Annotated in this window: 15 protein-coding genes and 1 pseudogene; 8 read left to right on the forward strand and 8 right to left on the reverse strand. The window is 52.0% G+C overall.

The window, feature by feature from the left end; all coding sequences use genetic code 11:
• Positions 1 to 112: 112 nt before the first annotated feature.
• Entirely contained in the window at positions 113 to 802 is a 690-nt protein-coding gene (locus CEK60_RS09960; RefSeq protein ID WP_089038881.1) for a CBS domain-containing protein, read from the reverse strand.
• Between the two features lie 123 nt (positions 803 to 925).
• Positions 926 to 2,356: a hypothetical protein gene (locus CEK60_RS09965; RefSeq protein ID WP_089038882.1), complete on the reverse strand. Its 1,431-nt coding sequence runs from the start codon at positions 2,354 to 2,356 to the stop codon at positions 926 to 928.
• Positions 2,357 to 2,468: 112 nt separating this feature from the next.
• On the opposite strand from CEK60_RS09965, the gene CEK60_RS09970 reads away from it, so the two are divergent.
• Together CEK60_RS09970 and CEK60_RS09975 are read left to right on the forward strand one after the other, a co-directional pair.
• Positions 2,469 to 3,467, forward strand: coding sequence for a J domain-containing protein (locus tag CEK60_RS09970; protein ID WP_089038883.1), 999 nt, complete (start codon positions 2,469 to 2,471; stop codon positions 3,465 to 3,467).
• Positions 3,468 to 3,532: 65 nt separating this feature from the next.
• The gene (locus CEK60_RS09975) at positions 3,533 to 3,964 is read left to right on the forward strand and encodes a hypothetical protein (protein ID WP_089038884.1); all 432 of its coding nucleotides are present in this window, start codon (positions 3,533 to 3,535) and stop codon (positions 3,962 to 3,964) included.
• Here CEK60_RS09975 and CEK60_RS09980 read toward each other — a convergent pair.
• Complete coding sequence (locus CEK60_RS09980) at positions 3,881 to 6,379, reverse strand: mechanosensitive ion channel family protein (protein ID WP_089038885.1); 2,499 nt, start codon at positions 6,377 to 6,379, stop codon at positions 3,881 to 3,883. The genes CEK60_RS09975 and CEK60_RS09980 overlap by 84 nt on opposite strands.
• Before the next feature lie 128 nt (positions 6,380 to 6,507).
• Here CEK60_RS09980 and CEK60_RS09985 point away from each other — a divergent pair, with 128 nt between their 5' ends.
• On the forward strand, positions 6,508 to 7,515 hold the full coding sequence (locus CEK60_RS09985) for an amidoligase family protein (protein WP_089038886.1): 1,008 nt from the start codon (positions 6,508 to 6,510) through the stop codon (positions 7,513 to 7,515).
• A 29-nt stretch (positions 7,516 to 7,544) separates the two neighbouring features.
• Positions 7,545 to 8,216: a gamma-glutamyl-gamma-aminobutyrate hydrolase family protein gene (locus CEK60_RS09990; RefSeq protein ID WP_089038887.1), complete on the forward strand. Its 672-nt coding sequence runs from the start codon at positions 7,545 to 7,547 to the stop codon at positions 8,214 to 8,216.
• A gap of 21 nt (positions 8,217 to 8,237) precedes the next feature.
• On the opposite strand, the gene tpx is transcribed toward CEK60_RS09990, so the two are convergent.
• The gene (gene tpx, locus CEK60_RS09995; RefSeq protein WP_089038888.1) at positions 8,238 to 8,741 is read right to left on the reverse strand and encodes a thiol peroxidase; all 504 of its coding nucleotides are present in this window, start codon (positions 8,739 to 8,741) and stop codon (positions 8,238 to 8,240) included.
• 136 nt (positions 8,742 to 8,877) lie between these two features.
• On the opposite strand from tpx, the gene CEK60_RS10000 reads away from it, so the two are divergent.
• Entirely contained in the window at positions 8,878 to 9,594 is a 717-nt protein-coding gene (locus tag CEK60_RS10000) for a glutamine amidotransferase (protein WP_089038889.1), read from the forward strand.
• Here the strand turns inward: CEK60_RS10000 and nfi are convergent.
• Positions 9,587 to 10,279 carry a deoxyribonuclease V gene (nfi, locus tag CEK60_RS10005; RefSeq protein WP_089038890.1) on the reverse strand — a complete coding sequence of 231 codons (693 nt, stop codon included), beginning with the start codon at positions 10,277 to 10,279 and terminating at the stop codon, positions 9,587 to 9,589. The genes CEK60_RS10000 and nfi overlap by 8 nt on opposite strands.
• A gap of 158 nt (positions 10,280 to 10,437) precedes the next feature.
• Positions 10,438 to 12,150, reverse strand: a complete 1,713-nt coding sequence (locus CEK60_RS10010) for a DEAD/DEAH box helicase (protein ID WP_089038891.1) — start codon at positions 12,148 to 12,150, stop codon at positions 10,438 to 10,440.
• A 507-nt stretch (positions 12,151 to 12,657) separates the two neighbouring features.
• Between CEK60_RS10010 and CEK60_RS10020 the strand changes: the two are divergent.
• Positions 12,658 to 12,854 (forward strand): annotated as a pseudogene (locus CEK60_RS10020) (CsbD family protein).
• Between the two features lie 49 nt (positions 12,855 to 12,903).
• Positions 12,904 to 13,386: a PRC-barrel domain-containing protein gene (locus CEK60_RS10025; RefSeq protein WP_089038892.1), complete on the forward strand. Its 483-nt coding sequence runs from the start codon at positions 12,904 to 12,906 to the stop codon at positions 13,384 to 13,386.
• A 119-nt stretch (positions 13,387 to 13,505) separates the two neighbouring features.
• Here CEK60_RS10025 and CEK60_RS10030 read toward each other — a convergent pair whose 3' ends face one another.
• Together CEK60_RS10030 and CEK60_RS10035 are read right to left on the reverse strand one after the other, a co-directional pair.
• Positions 13,506 to 14,528 carry a glutathione S-transferase family protein gene (locus tag CEK60_RS10030; protein ID WP_089038893.1) on the reverse strand — a complete coding sequence of 341 codons (1,023 nt, stop codon included), beginning with the start codon at positions 14,526 to 14,528 and terminating at the stop codon, positions 13,506 to 13,508.
• Between the two features lie 99 nt (positions 14,529 to 14,627).
• The gene (locus CEK60_RS10035) at positions 14,628 to 15,548 is read right to left on the reverse strand and encodes a LysR family transcriptional regulator (RefSeq protein ID WP_089040900.1); all 921 of its coding nucleotides are present in this window, start codon (positions 15,546 to 15,548) and stop codon (positions 14,628 to 14,630) included.
• Positions 15,549 to 16,184: 636 nt separating this feature from the next.
• Here CEK60_RS10035 and CEK60_RS10040 point away from each other — a divergent pair.
• Entirely contained in the window at positions 16,185 to 17,870 is a 1,686-nt protein-coding gene (locus tag CEK60_RS10040) for a peptidoglycan DD-metalloendopeptidase family protein (protein WP_089038894.1), read from the forward strand.
• Positions 17,871 to 17,927 lie beyond the last annotated feature (57 nt).

Here is a 17,927-nt window from a genome sequence, read left to right on the forward strand (position 1 = left end):
TACTTTAATACAACTTTAGTCGCTTTTTGCTCGTAAAAAGAGTGCGCATTAGCGCTCATAAAAAAGCCCGCTGCATAAAGCAACGGGCTGTTTAGCTAAGAAACACAACGTGTTAGAAGTAGCCTGCTCCACGAGGCATCATGCCAAGATGATTTTCAACATGCTTGACGCCCTGAGTATTTTCAGCCGCTACGGTCACTGCCTGCTTCTGTTCTACTGACTCTACTAGCCCCCAAATCTCTACGTTCCCACCATCAACAATCACACTGAAGCTTTCGGTTCGCACGCCGGTGTTATTGTCGATCTCTTTGAGAATGGCTTCACGGATAGAGCGATCATCCTCCGGCGACTGAGTGGGCGCTACAACCGCGTTAGCAATCCCTTGAAGTAAGTTTGCGCGACTGACAATACCAACGAGCTTACCGTCTCGCACCACTGGCACCCGCTTGATGTGATGCTTTTCCAGCAAACGAGCAATGCTATGCAGCGGTGCATTTTCTTCGACAGTTAGTGGCTTGGAGGTCATTACCTCATGCGCCTTACGCCCATGGGATTTAATATATGTCCCCGCGTCTTTACCGCCACTGAAGAGCGAGAGCCACCAAGAGCGGTTATCGTCCGCTTCATCTTTCACGCGACGCATCAAATCGCCTTCGCTCACGATACCCAACACCCTACGTTCATCATCGACGACCGGTACGGCACTGATGCGATTTTCGAGTAGCAACTGCGCGATATCGCGCACGTTTGCGTCGGGCCCTACACTCACCACGTTGGGTGTCATAATGTCGATAGCTTGCACAGTATCCTCCAGGCGACAGGGTCGCAGTCGCAAATTATATGGCTCACCTTTGAGACTAGTGTGCTACTGGTGATTTCGCTATGCAGACCCAGCCTCAGTGCCAGTCTATTGATCCAACGCAGTTTATTTGCTGGTTTTCTCTACACTTTCCTCAGCGACTTTCTCGACATCGACAATGCCAGAACGGCTTACAACCACTTTCCAGCGAGCTAGGTAGGTTGTGTCCTCACTACCGGTCTCACGAATGACCAAGTTAAACAGGTGACGTCTCTCGACACTTTCTCTAACGGCCTGACCTTCCTTCAGACGGTAAATGAAGTGCTTCTCTTTGCTCATTAAACGCGTCAGCATGGAAAGATCGATATGCAGCGTTTCACGGGTATGCTCATAACCGCTTAAAAAGCGGGTGGGCGACATACGCGAGCTGGAACGATAATGAAGTACTTCTTCTTCACGCTGAGCGACCGTGCGACGGCGCATTTGCTGAATATCAGCATCTAGTGCGGCATAGCGCTTATAGTCGAACCACTCTAACTGCCGGCCGACCGATTGATTGCGCGTGGGGTCGATATATTGCCGCCGCCACTTTGGCCTTCCACGCCGAAGCCAGCGCCATAGCGTGTTACGCAGGTCGTCTTTAAACACTTCCCGCATCGCATAAAGCAGCGCCAACGCCAATACAAACAACGCAGTGACATCGCCCAACACACTACGCAAGTGGAGCACACCAAGCGATACAAAGGTCATTACCACTGCCGTCGCCAACGCTTTTACTGCCTTCTGCTCGCCGCTCCCAAGCTCTAGAGCACGCTGTTTGAGCGTAATGGGATGCTCAATAAGCCGCCTTAGCAAGCGCATTTTATTCGACATCCGAGTGGGATCTTCCATCACCCGTTCAGCGTTATACTCTTGCTCTTTTCGATAGTCGCTCTCACGCTGGCAGACGATGATAAAGCGACGCTTTATCTCACTAAACTCGCCGCCACGAGGCATATGCGCTACCAATGCCAACAGTTGCTGCTCGGTAAACCAGGAAAGGTAATTATCGATGTTGGCAAAGTATTTATAGAGCCTCTCGTCGGTGGGCGAATTGCGCCGCAACCGTTTAAGAATGCCGTCACTCAAATCGCTCATTTCATACAGTTGATCACGGAGCGCATCGGCAAGCTCTTGAAGCTCGCCGCTCTCCTGGCGCTGATCGCTAGTTGCATGGCGTAGTTTTCGGGCGCTGACCAGCATTGCCTGGGTCGTTCGCTCTAACGCCCCAACGTATTGATAAGCGTACAAACTTAAACTTAACCGATAGGAATCACTGCCTAACTGATTACGGCTGGCTAAACGGCTATGGACCAACGGTAAATGGTACTCATCACTGTAGTAAGTGCGTGAAACGCTAATCGCGCCGTGGTAAAACGCCTCTTCTGAAATGACATGGGTGCTAAGCCCAAGCTCTTTGGGCACAAATAGGTAAACATCGAGCGTGTGCGACGTTTCTTCCTTGAGCCGTCGAGTGAGCCTCAGCTGGAAGCTATTTTTACGCTCAACATTGATCACCTAACGAATCTCCTACTTCATTGCGTAACGCGATGATATACCATGGCCAATCATTATCAGGATGGCCGTTAAAGTACTTCTGCGGTTAACCTCTTTGCCTTGGAGCCAGGGAATGTCCATTGCCCGTTTTTCACCCTTTGAGCTGTTGCTGCTAAAGAGCCGCAGCCAAGTGGATACGGCAACACTACTACTGTTAGCCTGGGTGCTTGTACATCGCCAGCAGGTGTCTGAAGGCCAGCGGCGACGCCGACTGGCTCAAGTCACCGCGCAATTTCGTCACGGGCACGAACTTGGGCCAGTGATGAGCATTGCTCATAGTCAAGACCTTCAAGCCATTCAGTTAGCGGCCGAGGTTGTGCGCAAAGAGTGCTCCAACGAGCGCAGTCTCAGCATACTTTACCAAGCGATCACTGTAGCCACCGACGATGGCGAGCTATCTCTGAATAACCATTACATTCTGGGCTTTCTCGCTGATTTGCTAAATGTCACACCTGCCACATTCAGCACTCTCTTTCATGAGTTAACGGGTAAACCACTGCAATCAGCAGAGGACCCCAGTCGAGATGCTTACTGGCAGGTGCATGATCCAGAATATCACGCGCGCAAGGCACGTGATGCACACGCGGCTGAGCAGAAAGCAAAAGAGGCCGAAGAGCGCCAGCGTGCTAATCAAGAACAACAGCAACAAAAGCAGCAGAATAAACAACGCCAACAGGAAGAAGCACACCGCGAGAAGGCAAAACAGCAGCAGGCCAAGCAAGAACAGAACAAGCGGGAACAGAACAAACAAAAAGAGCGCCGCAAACGACAAGAACAGACCCAACAGCAAGAGCGTCAGCGCTGGCAACAAGAGCAGAAACGTCAGGAAGAAGCTCATCGCCAACAGCGTGATCGCCCCTCTTCACCACCCGATCGCCACACACGGGCGCTGGCAGTATTAGGACTAACACCAGGGGCTAATCGTGCCGATATCCGCCGTGCCTATCGCCGCATGGCGCAGCTGCACCACCCTGACCGTTTCTATTCGGGTAGTGAACATCAAATAGCACTGGCATCAACCCGTTTTCAGCGCATCAAAAGTGCCTACGATTATTTGATGCAGAACACCTGATCAGCCTACTGTTAACGATCAAGGGCAGAGCACCCAAACCGACAGTGAGTATCGACTCGAACATTATGCGCGATTTGTATCAACGACTGACACTAACACCCGATGCGAGCGATCAAGAAATCAATAGCGCGGTGGCTCGCTGCCCAAACAGCGCGTTGCGCCAGGATGCTGAATCCGTACTTGGTGTTGCAGAACATCGCGACGCTTATAACAAGCTCCACAAAACCGTCAGCGACATAGGACAACTGCGGGCAAGGCTTGGACTCACCCACGCTGCTCATTGGCAAGGCGATGTGGCCAACGACTTTTCCCTACCACCCGATCATGCTATTTCGCGCCATGACGAGCTGATTGATCGCGTTAGCCTTGCGGTATCGCTTTATAACCGCTGGCGGCGCTTCAAAGGCCTGTGGCTACTCATTGCCCTGTTCTCCATTGGTGCTAGCATAGGTCTCGCCTTTGGGCTCGCCTTGGGCCTTGGGCTTAGCATAGGATGATGCCTCTGCCCGCTCGCGCTCATCTCGGCGGGTTTCAGCTTCTGTCGGGCGCGGAGCAGGTTTTGGCGGCGCTGGCCGCTTTCGCGGGCTATCGCCGTCTTCATCACTGATACTCCCTCCCCGGCTCTTACCACCCGGCTCATCGAGCGTGAAATCCGTGCCGGTGCGCTCTTTTACCGTAGGCTCTTCTCTCGCAGCCTCATCGGGCATACGATCTTGCCGACGATCTTCTGAACGCGCCTCCATGCTGACACTGAGACGCGGTACGCCCAGATCGATTTCCTGCGCTTCCATGCGTTGCTTCAATAGCAAGTTAAAGGCACGCGATACGTCCCACTGCATTTCGGGTGCTGTGCGAAAACGCATGCGCAAAATAGGGCAACCATCTTCAAAGCCCTGCACACCCTGCATTTCTAAAGGAGACCAAATATAGTGACGCATCATAGGGTCTTTGCGTAACTCTTGCGCTGTCTCTTGCATCAGCGTAATTGCATCATCGATTTTCATCGCATAAGGGATACGAATACGCATTAGCGCAATACCGAATTGGCGCGACATGTTATGAATCGACTCAATACGGCTAAAGGTAATGATATGGACAACCCCATCTAAATCACGCAGCTTCACAGTACGTAGTGTTAAGCCCTCAACGGTCCCCATATGGCCATTAATTTGCACGAAATCATCCACCGCCAGGGAGTCTTCAATCAGAATAAAGATCCCGGTGATTAAATCCTGCACCAACGTTTGGGCACCAAAACCAATCGCCAGACCGATGACACCCGCACCCGCAAGTAGTGGTGTGACGTTAACGCCAAGATTTGCTAGCCCGGCAATCACCGCGATAATCAAAATCGTCACAAAAATAACATTACGAATCATCGGCGTAATGGTTTGCGCCCGAGCTTGATTCACTCGCCTTCCGCGAGAGCGCGCGGATGACGTTAGCGCCCGCTGAATAGCCGTATCAGCAAAGATCCAGACCAGCCAAGCCAGCAGAATAGTTGACCCCAGACTTATTAAGGCTTGACCAATACGGGCACTGGCTACCGCTTGCTGACCAAGGCCAAACAGCGAACCGCCCCAAACCTGCATAAACAGTTCGGCGAATACCATCCAGGCGCAAAGGTGGGCAAGTACAAAGCCGAAGCGCTCTAAACGCTTACGATATTGGCTGTAACGACGGCGATGACGGCGCTTACCCAAGCGCTCTGACTGACGTCTTAACAAGCCCGTCACCACTAACGTCAACACCAATAAGCTTGCCGAGATAATCGAGCGCGCAAGCGCTGTACCCACATCACCCACGGTGATAAAGATCGCTAATAATGAGCCACCCACCATCAGCAGCGCAGGAATATGCCAGAGGCCGCCCAGCGCACGGATCATCTCAACGGCGGCACTAGCATCACGGCGCTGCTTGTAAGGGCGGTTACAGATCAAATGGCGAACAGGCCGTTTAAATTTAAAGATAAAGCGTGCTGAAAGCAGCGCAGCCAACATATTCGCAAGCACAGACACTAAACTGGAAAGCTCACTACCCAGTAGCTCAACCAAGCGGGTAGAGTTCACCGCATCGCCCAAGGCGATTAATGCGCCAATGACAAACAGACCACGCAAGGCTTTTTGCTGCAGCACCTGTACCGCTGTAAAACGATGACCGCGGCTGAAAAACGCAATGACCGTTTCAATCACCACCGACAACGCGCGACCGCACACACAAACGTAAGCCACAACCAGTACAACCGCTCGGCCTGGGCTGTAAGGTAATATCTGCCCAATCCCTAGGGTAATCGCGAATGACAGTGCCCAAGGCAACATGCGGCGTAAAAAGTGCACTGCCAATAACCAGGCTTTCGGGTCACGAGGCAAATCAAGCGGCCATTCTCGTCGTGTGGCGATCAAACGCCCAAACGCAATCATAACGACCAGCAGCGTCCCCCAAATAACACCAAGGACGGCGCCTTCAGCCACTGCGCGTAGCGCCTCCCCCTGGTCAGCACCATCATTTAATGCGCGTAAGTCGGCAGCTCCTTGAACCAATTGTCGTGACCATTCATCAACCGGCGAATCGCCAGCCTGAGCTTGCTCGCCAATATCGGTCAGCGTATCGGCTAGTGCGCCCAGCAGGCCTTGATGAACGATTTTGTCCTCTTCGCCAGCCTCGGTGGCAAGCTGCAATTCACGCAGGGAGTCGAGCAGCGCTCTACGCTGCTCTTCATTTTCCAGCATTGCGATCACATCGCTAAGCGAGCTTTGGAAGCGTTCACTACTGACACTCTGCTCTTCTGATGCATCATTGCCTCCCCCCAGGCTTGGCAGAGAAACGCTCTGCGCCTGTGCGAAGGTCATCACACCTAGGAGTAGCGTCAAAAAAACGCCTAACACGATATTGATTGTCCAGTGCTGTCGCACGCTTAACTCCCGAAAATGAACTGACATAACACGCCGCTTAGTTAGCGTTTACTTAACTTTGTACGCTCAGCCTTAATGCGTGACTATGATAGGCTGTTGGCTTAAACGTTCACCTCAAGGATACCGAGATGACGCTGCACGCTCCTCCTAACCGTACAAATAGTGATGGAAAAACAAGGCGTGTCGGTGTGGAAATCGAATTCGCCGGACTCCCGCCGCATGATACCGCTGAGCTGGTACGCGAGCTATTTGGGGGTGAGCTTAACGTGGTCAGTCCCCATCGGCTACTCGTTGAAGCGACTCGATGGGGCGAATTCGGTATTGAGCTGGATACCCAGTATGCTCATCCTGATAAGACGTTACTGGAAGAACACCATGAAAGCGACAGTGAATGGGCGCGCCAGCAGCGCCATCGGCGAATAGAGTTCCATCAAAAAACCCGCGAACTGATTGGCGACATGGTAACGGGCCTAGTGCCTACGGAAATTGTCTGCCCGCCGATTCCCTGGGATGAACTAGGTGAACTAGACCAGCTATTTAGTGCCCTACGCGACAAAGGCGCGAAAGGTACAGATGCCAGTTTACTCTACGGATTTGGCTTGCATCTAAACCCCGAAGTAGAACGGTTTGACGTTGCTTACCTTCTAGCCATGATGCAAGCGTACTTGCTTCTCGCCAGTTGGCTGCGCGATGAAATCAAAGTCGACATTACCCGTGAAGTACTGCCTCACGCCAATCCATTTCATAAAGAGTACGCTCTTAAAGTCCTGGATTCTGGTTATCAGCCTGATTTAGATACGTTTATCGATGACTATCTGCACTACAACCCAACGCGTAATCGAGAGTTAGATCTACTGCCGCTGTTTGCGCACCTGCGTCCTGACCATCCCCATGAGCTGCTGCATAGCCAGCTCACTAAACCACGCCCGACGTTTCATTATCGGCTACCCAATGCGCAGCTTTCTCAGCCCGGCTGGGGGTCAGTTGTGGAGTGGAATCGCTGGGTTGAGGTAGAAAAGCTAGCCGCAAACAGTGACGTGCTGCGCGCTCGCTGCGATGAGTATATTGCTGAACACAGCCAACCTTGGTGGAAACGCTGTAAAACGAAGCTGCTTGGCCTATTGAAGTCATCCTAAACACACTGCCTGAGTGAGAACGTGCCAGCATGTCTCGACCACTTATTGGGATTACAACCTCTGATCAAAAAAGCCACCTAGCGTGGTGGTTTGACTGGTTCGCCGTATGGCGACATGGCGGCAAACCGCTTCGCTTGTCCCCATCACGCCCCTTGCCTGCCCACCTTGACGGGCTAATTATTGGAGGTGGCGATGACATCCAAGCACACCTTTACGGCGGCGAAGTACAGCTGGATGTGCGGCTAGACCCAGCCCGCGATGAACTGGAACTCAATCTACTCGGCCGATTTATTCCACAAAACACTCCTGTATTGGGAATTTGCCGGGGAGCTCAGCTAATTAACGTCCATTTAGGAGGCACCCTCGACCCTGATATTTATACCACCCATGAAGGCCTGAAACGACGGCGCACTGTGCTACCGCGCAAAACAGTGGATATTGTCGGAGGAAGCAAGCTTTATCAGCTGTTAGGCGTCACGTGGTGTCGCGTGAATAGCCTGCACCATCAGGCGGTCAATCAAGCAGGTGACGGTATCAATATTGTCGCCCGCGACCGAGACGGGCTAGTCCAGGGAATTGAGTCGACAAAACATGATTTTCTGATTGGCGTGCAGTGGCATCCCGAATGGCTTATTTTCAACCGCCCCCAGCAACGTTTAATTAGTGCACTGGTGGCGGCAGCGAAGCAAGGCGCAGGCTAGAAACCTGCGTACCGCCTCTGGCTAGCCTTTTAGAGCTGCCAGCGCGGCCTCATAATCAGGCTCATTTTTCAGCTCGCTTACCAGCTCACTGTGCAACACGCGGTTGTCTGCATCGAGCACTACCACGGCACGGGCGCACAACCCTTCCATTGCACTATTAGCCAATGCGACACCCCAAGCTTCTTGGAACTCTCGATGGCGGAAGGTAGACAAGGTTTCAACGTTATCTAACCCTTCTGCGCCGCAAAAGCGCTTGGCTGCAAATGGCAGGTCAGCAGACACGACCAGTACAACGGTATTATCCAATTGCGAGGCCAGTTCATTGAACCGCCGAGTAGACACCGCACAAGTGGGCGTATCCACACTGGGGATAATATTCAGTACTTTGCGCTTGCCCGAATAAGTATCAAGGGTGACATCATTTAAATCGGCATTGGTGAGCGTCATCAGCGGAGCAGTTTGGCCTGGAGCAGGTAGCGTTCCCGCCACATCCATGGGCTCGCCAGCACGGGTTATCTGTTGCATATTAGGCTCCTAATATAAAGCGAAAAAGGTGTATGGTGAGAACTACCACCTTACAGGGCAATGCCCTGATTGGGCTAACTTTTCCTCTCTAACCTTTCTTCGCTAACCTTGCCTCTGACAGGACAACGAGAACGCCATGATCTCTTTAGTCATTATCAAAACCGGTGACGCCTTCCCTGAAGTGGTCGACCAATACGGTGATTTCGAGCAACTCTTTATCAATCAGCTTTCGACGGTACTGCCGACACATCTGTCACTCAGGGTTTGGGATGCGCGCAAACAAGGTGTTCCACCTACTCCTACCTCATTCGCCGGCATTATGCTCACGGGTTCCCACAGTATGGTGAGCGAACAGGAGCCATGGAGCGAGGCGCTAAAACCTTGGCTTGAGCAAGCGCTAGCCGAGAACGTCCCTATGCTTGGCGTGTGCTATGGTCACCAGTTGATGGCGTCAGCCTTCGGTGGCATTAGCGATTACCACCCTGCAGGAAGAGAATCAGGAACGCGCAAGGTACGGCTGACCCAAGCAGGCCATCAAGACCCCCTGTTTAGCAAGCTGCCCACACACTTCTCGGCTCACCTGACCCACGCCCAGTCCGTCATGCAGTTGCCACCCAACGCCAAGGTGTTGGCGCATAACAACCACGATGCTCATCAAGCATTACGTTATGGCCCCCGCCAATGGAGCGTGCAGTTTCACCCAGAGTTCACCCGACCAGTGATGCATGCTTATATCGAGCGCCAGAAAGCCGCATTGCGCGACCAAGGTGAAAATCCCGACGCCCTCATTGACGCGATCACCGACACTCAAGCGGCCTCTAGCCTACTGCGCCATTTCCTACGCTTTACGTAAGCCGCTTTTGGTCGCGTCTTGATGCAAGCCGATCCGCTAATCGCGTGGGTTCTGGTAACTTGGTGCGTCCTAAACAGCGCACCACCCAGTCAAGCGATGTTTCAAGGGATAATCGATGCCCAGGCGATACGAACACCGGTTTCACATTTTCCCGCGAGCGTAGCACGGCACCAATAACGTCGTTACCTGATGTTAGAGGCACCCAATCCCCCCGCGTGTTTCCCACCTCTGCATGCTGCCCCGTTAAGCGGGACTTAGCGATGCCAATCGTCGGTAAATTCAGCCATAGCCCCAGGTGGGCAGCGACACCAAGCCGCCGAGGATGCGCAATCCCCTGCCCGTCGACCATTACCAGTTGGGGTGTGATCGCAAGCTTAGCGAACGCTTCCAGAGCGGCAGGGATCTCGCGAAAAGAGAGCAGCCCGGGAATATAAGGCATCCGCGTTGGCTCACGATGAACCACCTGCTCTACCATCGTTAGGTGTTGCGTGGTGTCAGGCTGCCATTTTAGGACAACGACCGCCGCCCGAGTGATATCACCACCCGCTTCAAACCCAATATCGACCCCAGCAATGTGGTGCACAGAACCGATACGATCAGTGGTTTCAAGTCGTTTCGCCAGCACTGTTTGCAGCGCTACGGCCTCTTTTGGAGCTAAATTCCAGTCATGTAGCGGTGCGTCCATGCAGCCTCCTTTTACTGAACCATAACCATACTAACGTAGCTCAATTTCCCAGCTGCAATGACAGGCAAAAAAAAACCCCTTAAGCCGCTGGGCGTAAGGGGATAGAACGATCGTTAAACGTCGTTTTAAAGCACCATTATATGGCGCTATATATTAACTTAAGCGCGTTCGCGGCGACGAACGGGTGCATCACCGTCATCACGACGACGACGTGGAGCACGCTCAGGTGCACTGTCTTCACTAATTTCTAACGGGCGACCAGCAACGCGGGCACGTGCCATTTTCGCCAGAATAGTGGAAGGCAGGCCACTGGGTAGCTCAACTACCGAGAAAGCGTTGCGGATATCAATACGACCGATACGGGCGCCCTCGATACCACCTTCGTTCGCCAGTGCACCCACCAGTTGACCAGGCTTAACGCCATCTTTATGGCCAACAGAAACACGGTAACGAATCATACCTTCGCTAGGTGCGCTTGAGCGCTCGCGACGGCCACCGGGCTTGCCACCAGGCGCGCTATCACGCGGAGCACGCTCTTTACGCGGGGCTTGCAAGCGACCAATCGGCGCTTCGTCAGCACGCGCCATCGCGGCAAAAGCACAAGCTAGCTCAACGGCATCATGGCCTTCTTCTACTAGGCGCTCAACCAGTGCACGCTGCTCTTCAGCACCTTTAGTCAGGGCTGCCACAACGCGATGATGGAATACGTCATCACGGTGAGCGCGAATAGCGGCTTCGTCTGGCAGCGGCATTTCAGTCATTTTCTGACCGGTAGCCTGCTCCATCCAGCCCACTTTACGGCCTTCACGGAAACCAGCGAACGTAATCGCGATACCGCTACGGCCCGCACGACCGGTACGACCGATACGGTGGGTATAGGCTTCTGCGTCTTGCGGCAGATCGTAGTTGATAACGTGCGTAATACGCGGAACGTCAAGACCACGAGCAGCGACGTCGGTCGCAATCAACACATCAACCTTGCCACGCTTGAGGCGTGTAATGGTGCGCTCACGCAGGCTTTGGTCTAGATCGCCAGACAGGCCAGCGGCATTAACGCCACGAGCTGTCAGCTGTTCAACCAGCGTGGTACAAGCAGCACGAGTACGCACGAAGACAATAGCGGCATCAACCGGCTCAACTTCAAGGATGCGTGCCACTGCTTCAAGCTTAGCGCCACCATCGACGCGTACAATACGCTGTTCAATGTTTTCACCGGTCGTCGTGCGCGACTCAATCGCAACTTTTACCGGATTAACCAGATAGCGGTTAACAATGCGCTCAATTTCAGTCGGCAGCGTTGCCGAGAAGAACACACGCTGAGCATCTTTAGGGGTATCGGCAACCACGCGTTTTACGTCGTCGATAAAGCCCATGCGCAGCATTTCGTCAGCTTCATCCAGCACGAGTGCCGAAAGACCGTCGAGTTTCAGACTACCGCGATCAAGGTGATCGATAATACGGCCGGGGGTGCCAACAATAACCTGGGCACCGCGCTTTAGCGCGCCTAACTGTTCACGGTACTCTTGGCCACCACAAAGGATAGCGACTTCAAGACCCTTGAGGTTTTGGCCATATTTACTGAACGAAGCCGCAACCTGCTGAGCAAGTTCACGGGTCGGAGCCATAACCAGTACTTGAGGCTCGCGACGGGTAAGTTCTAAACGCGATAACAATGGCAATGCAAATGCAGCGGTTTTACCGGTGCCGGTTTGTGCTTGGCCCAGCATATCGCGGCCTTCCAGCAACGCAGGAATTGTCTGCGCCTGGATCGGCGAGGGAATTTCGTAGCCTTGTGCTTCAACAGCAGAGAGAACGGCAGGCAACAGAGCAAGATCGCCGAAGCTCGGCGAAGCGACAGAAGTCGAGGTCATTAATCACACCTTGGTAGGCCGGTTTTTCCGGCAAAAAACATCGTAAGCGTCTCTGACTCTGCTCGTTAATACGCGTGACAATGCATATTAATAAACAAGGATCCGCAAGGCGGATATCATCATCAATGGAGTCGGAGACGCCGGTCGCACCTAGCATTCGGTTAGCAAACACCGCATAAGCGGGCTAACCGCTGTGGCGACCTTCTGCGCCGATTTCACCCGTTTGGTGAAATACTGGAGGCGCGCCATCTTCACAGCAATGAACATCTGCAGTTGGCAAGATGTTCCAGCAAGCATTTCACTTCGTAGTCAACGCTACCTAGGAAATTGCTTATCGTCGTGATGGAGGGGTCAACACATGCGAGGAGGGCGCATCCTAACACCGCCAGTCGCTTATGACCAGTTTTTTTGCTTTAACCGTTATTAATACTCCGACTTGCACATATTCACTGTTTGTCTAACCTGAGAAGTGCCTGACGATGTTCACTAACTTCAAGGAGTGATGCTATGAACTGGGATCAAATTGAAGGCAGCTGGAAAGAAATGAAAGGAAAAGCTCGCGCAAGCTGGGGTGAATTAACTGACGATGAGCTTACCCAGATTGGCGGCAAAAAGATCAACTTGTTGGCAAGCTACAGCAGAAATATGGTTTAGAGCGGGAAGAAGCCGAACGCCGCGCTGATGAATGGGCGAACGATCTTTAACGTTTGTCGTCCAATTAACCGCACATTAATAGCTACATGGAGAGATGCTATGCGCAAGACAATGCTTACCACTGCTATCAGTACCGCCCTTTTAGGCAGCTTAGCCTTCGGTGTTCAGGCCTCAACTGAACCCCAAGGTATGTATTCTGCAGATGACATCATGGATGCAGAGGTGTTTTTTGTTGGTGGTTCTGGTGAAGAAATAGGTGAAGTGGAAGATATTCTTTTTGATGAAGAGATGCGCATTTCAGCGTTAGTCGTTGAAAGCGGCGCAGTTCTGGGCCTGGGTGGTCGTGAAATTGTGATTAATACCGATCAGTTTACCCTGGAAACCCATACCGAGAGTGATGGTGGTACCGAGCACCGTATTATGCTCGAGGCTTCCCAAGAGGAAGTCGAATCCTTCCCTACCTATAATCGTGATTGGTGGGAGCAGACTAAAAACAGTGCTCGCGATGCGTGGCAAACGACCAAAGAAGGTGCCCAAAGCGCTTGGCAGACTACTCGCGAAGCCGTTAATGACAACCAGTAACTTAAATCGCTCAAGCTAGCGATTAACTAGCCAAATGGGCCACCCAGCAACTGGGTGGCCCATTTGTTAGTAACGAGATTTGAGATGCAATTTCTGAGAAGCTCTCTGCTTATCAACTATTATGAAGCTCGACGACGGATGCCCTGCCCTGGCAAGCGTTCACGATCATGAGGGCGCTCTAAATCCAATAGCGGTCCGGCAGGCACAATGCGCGTTGGATTAATCGTGTCATGGCTGTAGTAGTAATGGCGTTTTATCTGGTCCATATTGATGGTCTCTGCAATGCCCGGCCACTGATACAGCTCGCGAACGTAATTTGCTAGACTGGGGTAATCTTCAATACGTTTTAAATTGCACTTAAAATGACCGAAGTAGACAGCATCAAAACGGATCAGCGTGGTGAAAAGCCGAATATCCGCCTCTGTTAACCACTCCCCCGCCAGATAACGATGCTCGCTCAAGCGTTTTTCCATTCGATCTAAAGCATCGAACAGCGCCAGCACATGTTTTTCATACACCTGCTGATCCGTCGCAAAACCCGACTTATAAACACCGTTATTAATGTGCTCGTACACATCGTCGTTGATGTCATCAATAGTGCGACGCAGGTCATCAGGGTAAAAATCTAAATCGTTACCGGTCAACTCATCAAACGCGTGATTAAAAATGCGTATCAAATCAGCTGACTCATTATTGATTATTGCGCTACGTTGCTTATCCCAAAGCAGCGGTACCGTGACCCGTCCCGTATAGGCAGAATCACTCATCGTATAGAGCTGATGGTGATAGTCGACGTGGTTAACCGGATCCCCGCTGGAGCCCTCAGATTGGTCATACGTCCAGCCCTTATCCTGCATCAACGGGCTGACATGGGAAGTGCCAATGAGTGATTCCAGCCCTTTTAATTTGCGCATAATCAGAACTCGATGCGCCCAAGGGCAGGCTAGCGATACATAAAGATGATAACGGTCTGCTTGCGCAGGGTAGCTCTGCCCTTCCCATTCTTTGCCTGACGGTGCGCCCATCATGGCATCGTCGCCCACCCAGTCGCGCAGTTGAGCAGACTCACGGACAAATTCCCCACCATGCTTCTTAGTGTCGTACCACTGATCAACCCATTCGCCGTTAACAAGCAGTCCCATCGGGCGGTCTCCTGTTGTAATAATCGTATGTAGTAAACGTATTAATAGTGCTGATGACGTTTAGCATACGCCCGCTTCCCCGATGCTCAAGCGGATGTTTTACGGCGATTCATTCGATGAAATCGAATCCTTAGGGCAGAGCTCGCTCACTCCCTGCTTCAATGCCTGTGCCATGGCATGGGCTGCAGGGCCAGCGCGATCTCGGTCTCTGAATATCAACTGCATAGGCACCATTCGTATGCCACCAGCACTGAGCGGCAAAGGTTTGAGTTGCCCACTTGAAAGTTCATCAGCAATACGAGTTTCTGGCATCCAGGCAAACCCTAACCCACGCTTCAGCATATCTAATGACGTGTTTAAGTGACTCACCGTCCATCGTTGCTCCGCTTTCAACCAGCCGGAATTAGTCGACTGGCGTATCGCTGAATCACGCACGACCAACTGACGGTGTTGGGTTAGATCCCGAAGGTCTAGCGAGCGGCTAAGCTGGTGTAACTCGTGGCTTGGGTGTGCAACGGCGATAAACCGCACGTTCACCAGCGGTTCACCTAAATACCCTTGAGCCGCAATCCCTGAGACGACGAGGTCCGCACGACCATCGTGGAGCATTTCCGTGCCACCATTGAGCACGCTTTCATGCAACTGCACTCTGACCTGAGGATACGTTTCCGAGAAACGTTCAAGCGCTTTCGCTTGAGCAGCAGCTGGAAAAATCTGGTCAATAGCGACCACGATTTCAGCTTCCAGGCCTGCAGCCAAACGGGTAGCAACATCTTCTAAAGAGGCAGCACTCTCAATTAACTGACGGGCTCGGCGCAATAAGAGTTCGCCCGCCTCAGTCAGGCGTACCTGCCTGCCCACCGGTTCCAGAACCTGAACACCCAACTGCTCTTCTAGCTTGTGCACGGCATGGTTAAGCGTAGATGGGCTTTTGTGAATAGCCTCGGCCGCCCGCGCAAACCCACCATGGTCAACAACGGCTGCCAGCATCTGCCACTGTGCAAGAGTTACTCGAGACATTTCGATTCCCTCGACGCTAAACAGCGAAATAATCCGCTTTATGTTCGAAAAACCCTTATAGAATGCCAGGAAAAAGCGCGGAGTACTTGCTTGCAAACAATTATTCCTAGGTATCAGGCGGCCAAGGGGAGCTACCTGACACTTTTTCCCTTAAATCACGGCTAATCGACACTAAAATTGCCAAACACGACAAAAGAAACAATTTTTTACAAAAAAGACAGCGTCTAACACCAGCCAATCACTAAGTCCTCTTAACAAATCTACTGAGGACTGCCTCATGATGAGTAATTGGCTTTCGAGCAGCCTTAATTTTTTGACAAAAATAATACAGATCTAATACAAAAGCATTATGAAATTAATTTAACTTTTAAATTTGGTGGAAAATATTGCTAAGCGTCACCTCCCTATGGTTAATTACTCTGCCCACTTAGCCCTAACGCGGCTATCAAGAAGTTACTTTTTTTAGCGAACGGTGTTCACAAATAGATTTACTTACTTATTACTTCCGTATTTCAATGAAGTACATTTAGTGTACAGGCATACAGTCTGTTCACTCTTACCCTCATGGGGTATGGTTCTTGGGTTTACTTTCTTTCATGTTATTCATTTACCACGAACTCGGCGGCCCATTTACCCATGTTGCGAATTCTTCATTCGCTGCCCCGCACACATAAATTGTTACTGTTACCCGTGGCTACAATGGTCACTGTGCTGGGCACACAAAAGTTAATTACGACCTACCACGACTTAAATCAATCCCATACACCACTGGAAAGCGTGCTTGTACCGCTTCCCAGCGACTCTGCTCCAGGGGTTCCTTCATTGCGTCAAGAACGCACCCCCGTTGCTGAAGCCATTGATCGCGCTTCTCGCGCTATTGATGCCACGCGAGATAATATTCCGCTGAACGACCTCGCGGCTACCGAAATTGTCGATCTAGATGTCATCACTAGCGCCGAAGCCTCGATGGCTAGCGTCACGACGCAACCTCCCACTAATGCCCAGCTGGATGACGGCGCGCTTCACATGGCCGTGGTCTTAGGGACCCTCTCAAGCGGTATGCTCGATGCTGATAAAACGGCTTCCTCCGAAGTGGATAACACGGCTTCCGTGGAAATTGCCGATGCCACTTCATATGAAGATTATGGCAATGAGCTATTTGGTGATATTTCGTTTCTCGAACTGGAACTTGCTGCGGACGAGCCCTACGTCCCTAGGTGGAAAACACATATTGTTGAGTCGGGTGAGACCTTTGCATTGCTGGCACAGAACAAGCTAGGCCTTGGCTACAGCGAAGTAATGGCGTTGCTAGAGGATCTCCCGGATCCACGTATGCTTACTCATTGGCGTGCTGGCCACAGTTTCGATTACAAGTTAGATGAAAATGGTCGTTTACTGTCGTTGCGCATGATGAAAAACACCCGTGACGGTATCTTGCTGGAGCGCGATGAAGAGCACTTTGCCGCCACGGTTATTGAGCGCCAGGGTGAAGCGGTACAGCGTCTTTACGCGGGTAGCGTAAGCGGTAGTTTTGCGCGCTCAGCCCAGGCAACGGGGCTAAGTAGCAGCGCCGTTACTGAACTCACTCACCTACTTGAGCAAAAACTCGATTTTCGGCGCGACAGCCGTCGTGGAGATCGCTTTCAAGTGCTAGTTGAGTCAGACATGATTGATGGAGAAGCGTTTGACTCTCGCGTGCTTGCTGTTAAGTACGATGGCGAACGTATGGACTTAACGCTTCTTCGCAATGCTACTGATAGCAATTTCTATACGCCCGAGGGGAGTAGCTTAGACCCTGCTTTCTCGCGCTATCCGTTTGAAGGCAATTACCGTCTAAGTTCCAATTTTAACCCGCGCCGCAAACACCCAGTGACTGGCCGTATAAGCCCACATAATGGAACCGATTTTGCGATGCCTATTGGCACACCTGTCGTTGCTCCCGCCAATGGCCGCGTGGAAAAAGTGGGCAACCATCATGCCGCGGGACGCTACATTGTCGTTCGTCATGATAATGGCTATCAAACCCGCTATCTGCACCTCTCTCGTCCGCTAGTCACCGAAGGTGCGCGTATTGAAATGGGTGAGCGCATTGCGCTTTCGGGCAATACAGGGCGGAGTACGGGGCCTCATCTGCACTATGAAGTCATCGTCAACAACACGCCTGTCAACGCGATGAACGTAGAGCTGCCTGAAAATACCAGCCTAAGCGGAGATACTTTGATTGCTTTCCAGCGCCAGGCTGAGCCCATGATGGCAGCATTGGATAGCGGTGAGACAGGTACTATCAGCGTTGCCAACTACGAGCGCCAAGAAGAGCAGTAACCTTCCCTCTCTTTACATTGAACAATAACGCCGCCCTGAAGGGCGGCGTTATTGCTT

This window comes from Halomonas sp. N3-2A, from assembly GCF_002216165.1.
Classification (GTDB): Bacteria; Pseudomonadota; Gammaproteobacteria; order Pseudomonadales; family Halomonadaceae; genus Vreelandella.

Coding starts and splice junctions, on each gene's coding strand:
- CEK60_RS09990 (WP_089038887.1), top strand. CDS start 7,545: ATGTCTCGACCACTTATTGGGATTACAACCTCTGATCAAAAAAGCCAC.
- CEK60_RS09985 (WP_089038886.1), top strand. CDS start 6,508: ATGACGCTGCACGCTCCTCCTAACCGTACAAATAGTGATGGAAAAACA.
- nfi (WP_089038890.1), bottom strand. CDS start 10,279: ATGGACGCACCGCTACATGACTGGAATTTAGCTCCAAAAGAGGCCGTA.
- CEK60_RS10010 (WP_089038891.1), bottom strand. CDS start 12,150: ATGACCTCGACTTCTGTCGCTTCGCCGAGCTTCGGCGATCTTGCTCTG.
- CEK60_RS09970 (WP_089038883.1), top strand. CDS start 2,469: ATGTCCATTGCCCGTTTTTCACCCTTTGAGCTGTTGCTGCTAAAGAGC.
- CEK60_RS10040 (WP_089038894.1), top strand. CDS start 16,185: ATGTTGCGAATTCTTCATTCGCTGCCCCGCACACATAAATTGTTACTG.
- CEK60_RS10035 (WP_089040900.1), bottom strand. CDS start 15,548: ATGTCTCGAGTAACTCTTGCACAGTGGCAGATGCTGGCAGCCGTTGTT.
- CEK60_RS09975 (WP_089038884.1), top strand. CDS start 3,533: ATGCGCGATTTGTATCAACGACTGACACTAACACCCGATGCGAGCGAT.
- tpx (WP_089038888.1), bottom strand. CDS start 8,741: ATGCAACAGATAACCCGTGCTGGCGAGCCCATGGATGTGGCGGGAACG.
- CEK60_RS10025 (WP_089038892.1), top strand. CDS start 12,904: ATGCGCAAGACAATGCTTACCACTGCTATCAGTACCGCCCTTTTAGGC.
- CEK60_RS10030 (WP_089038893.1), bottom strand. CDS start 14,528: ATGGGACTGCTTGTTAACGGCGAATGGGTTGATCAGTGGTACGACACT.
- CEK60_RS10000 (WP_089038889.1), top strand. CDS start 8,878: ATGATCTCTTTAGTCATTATCAAAACCGGTGACGCCTTCCCTGAAGTG.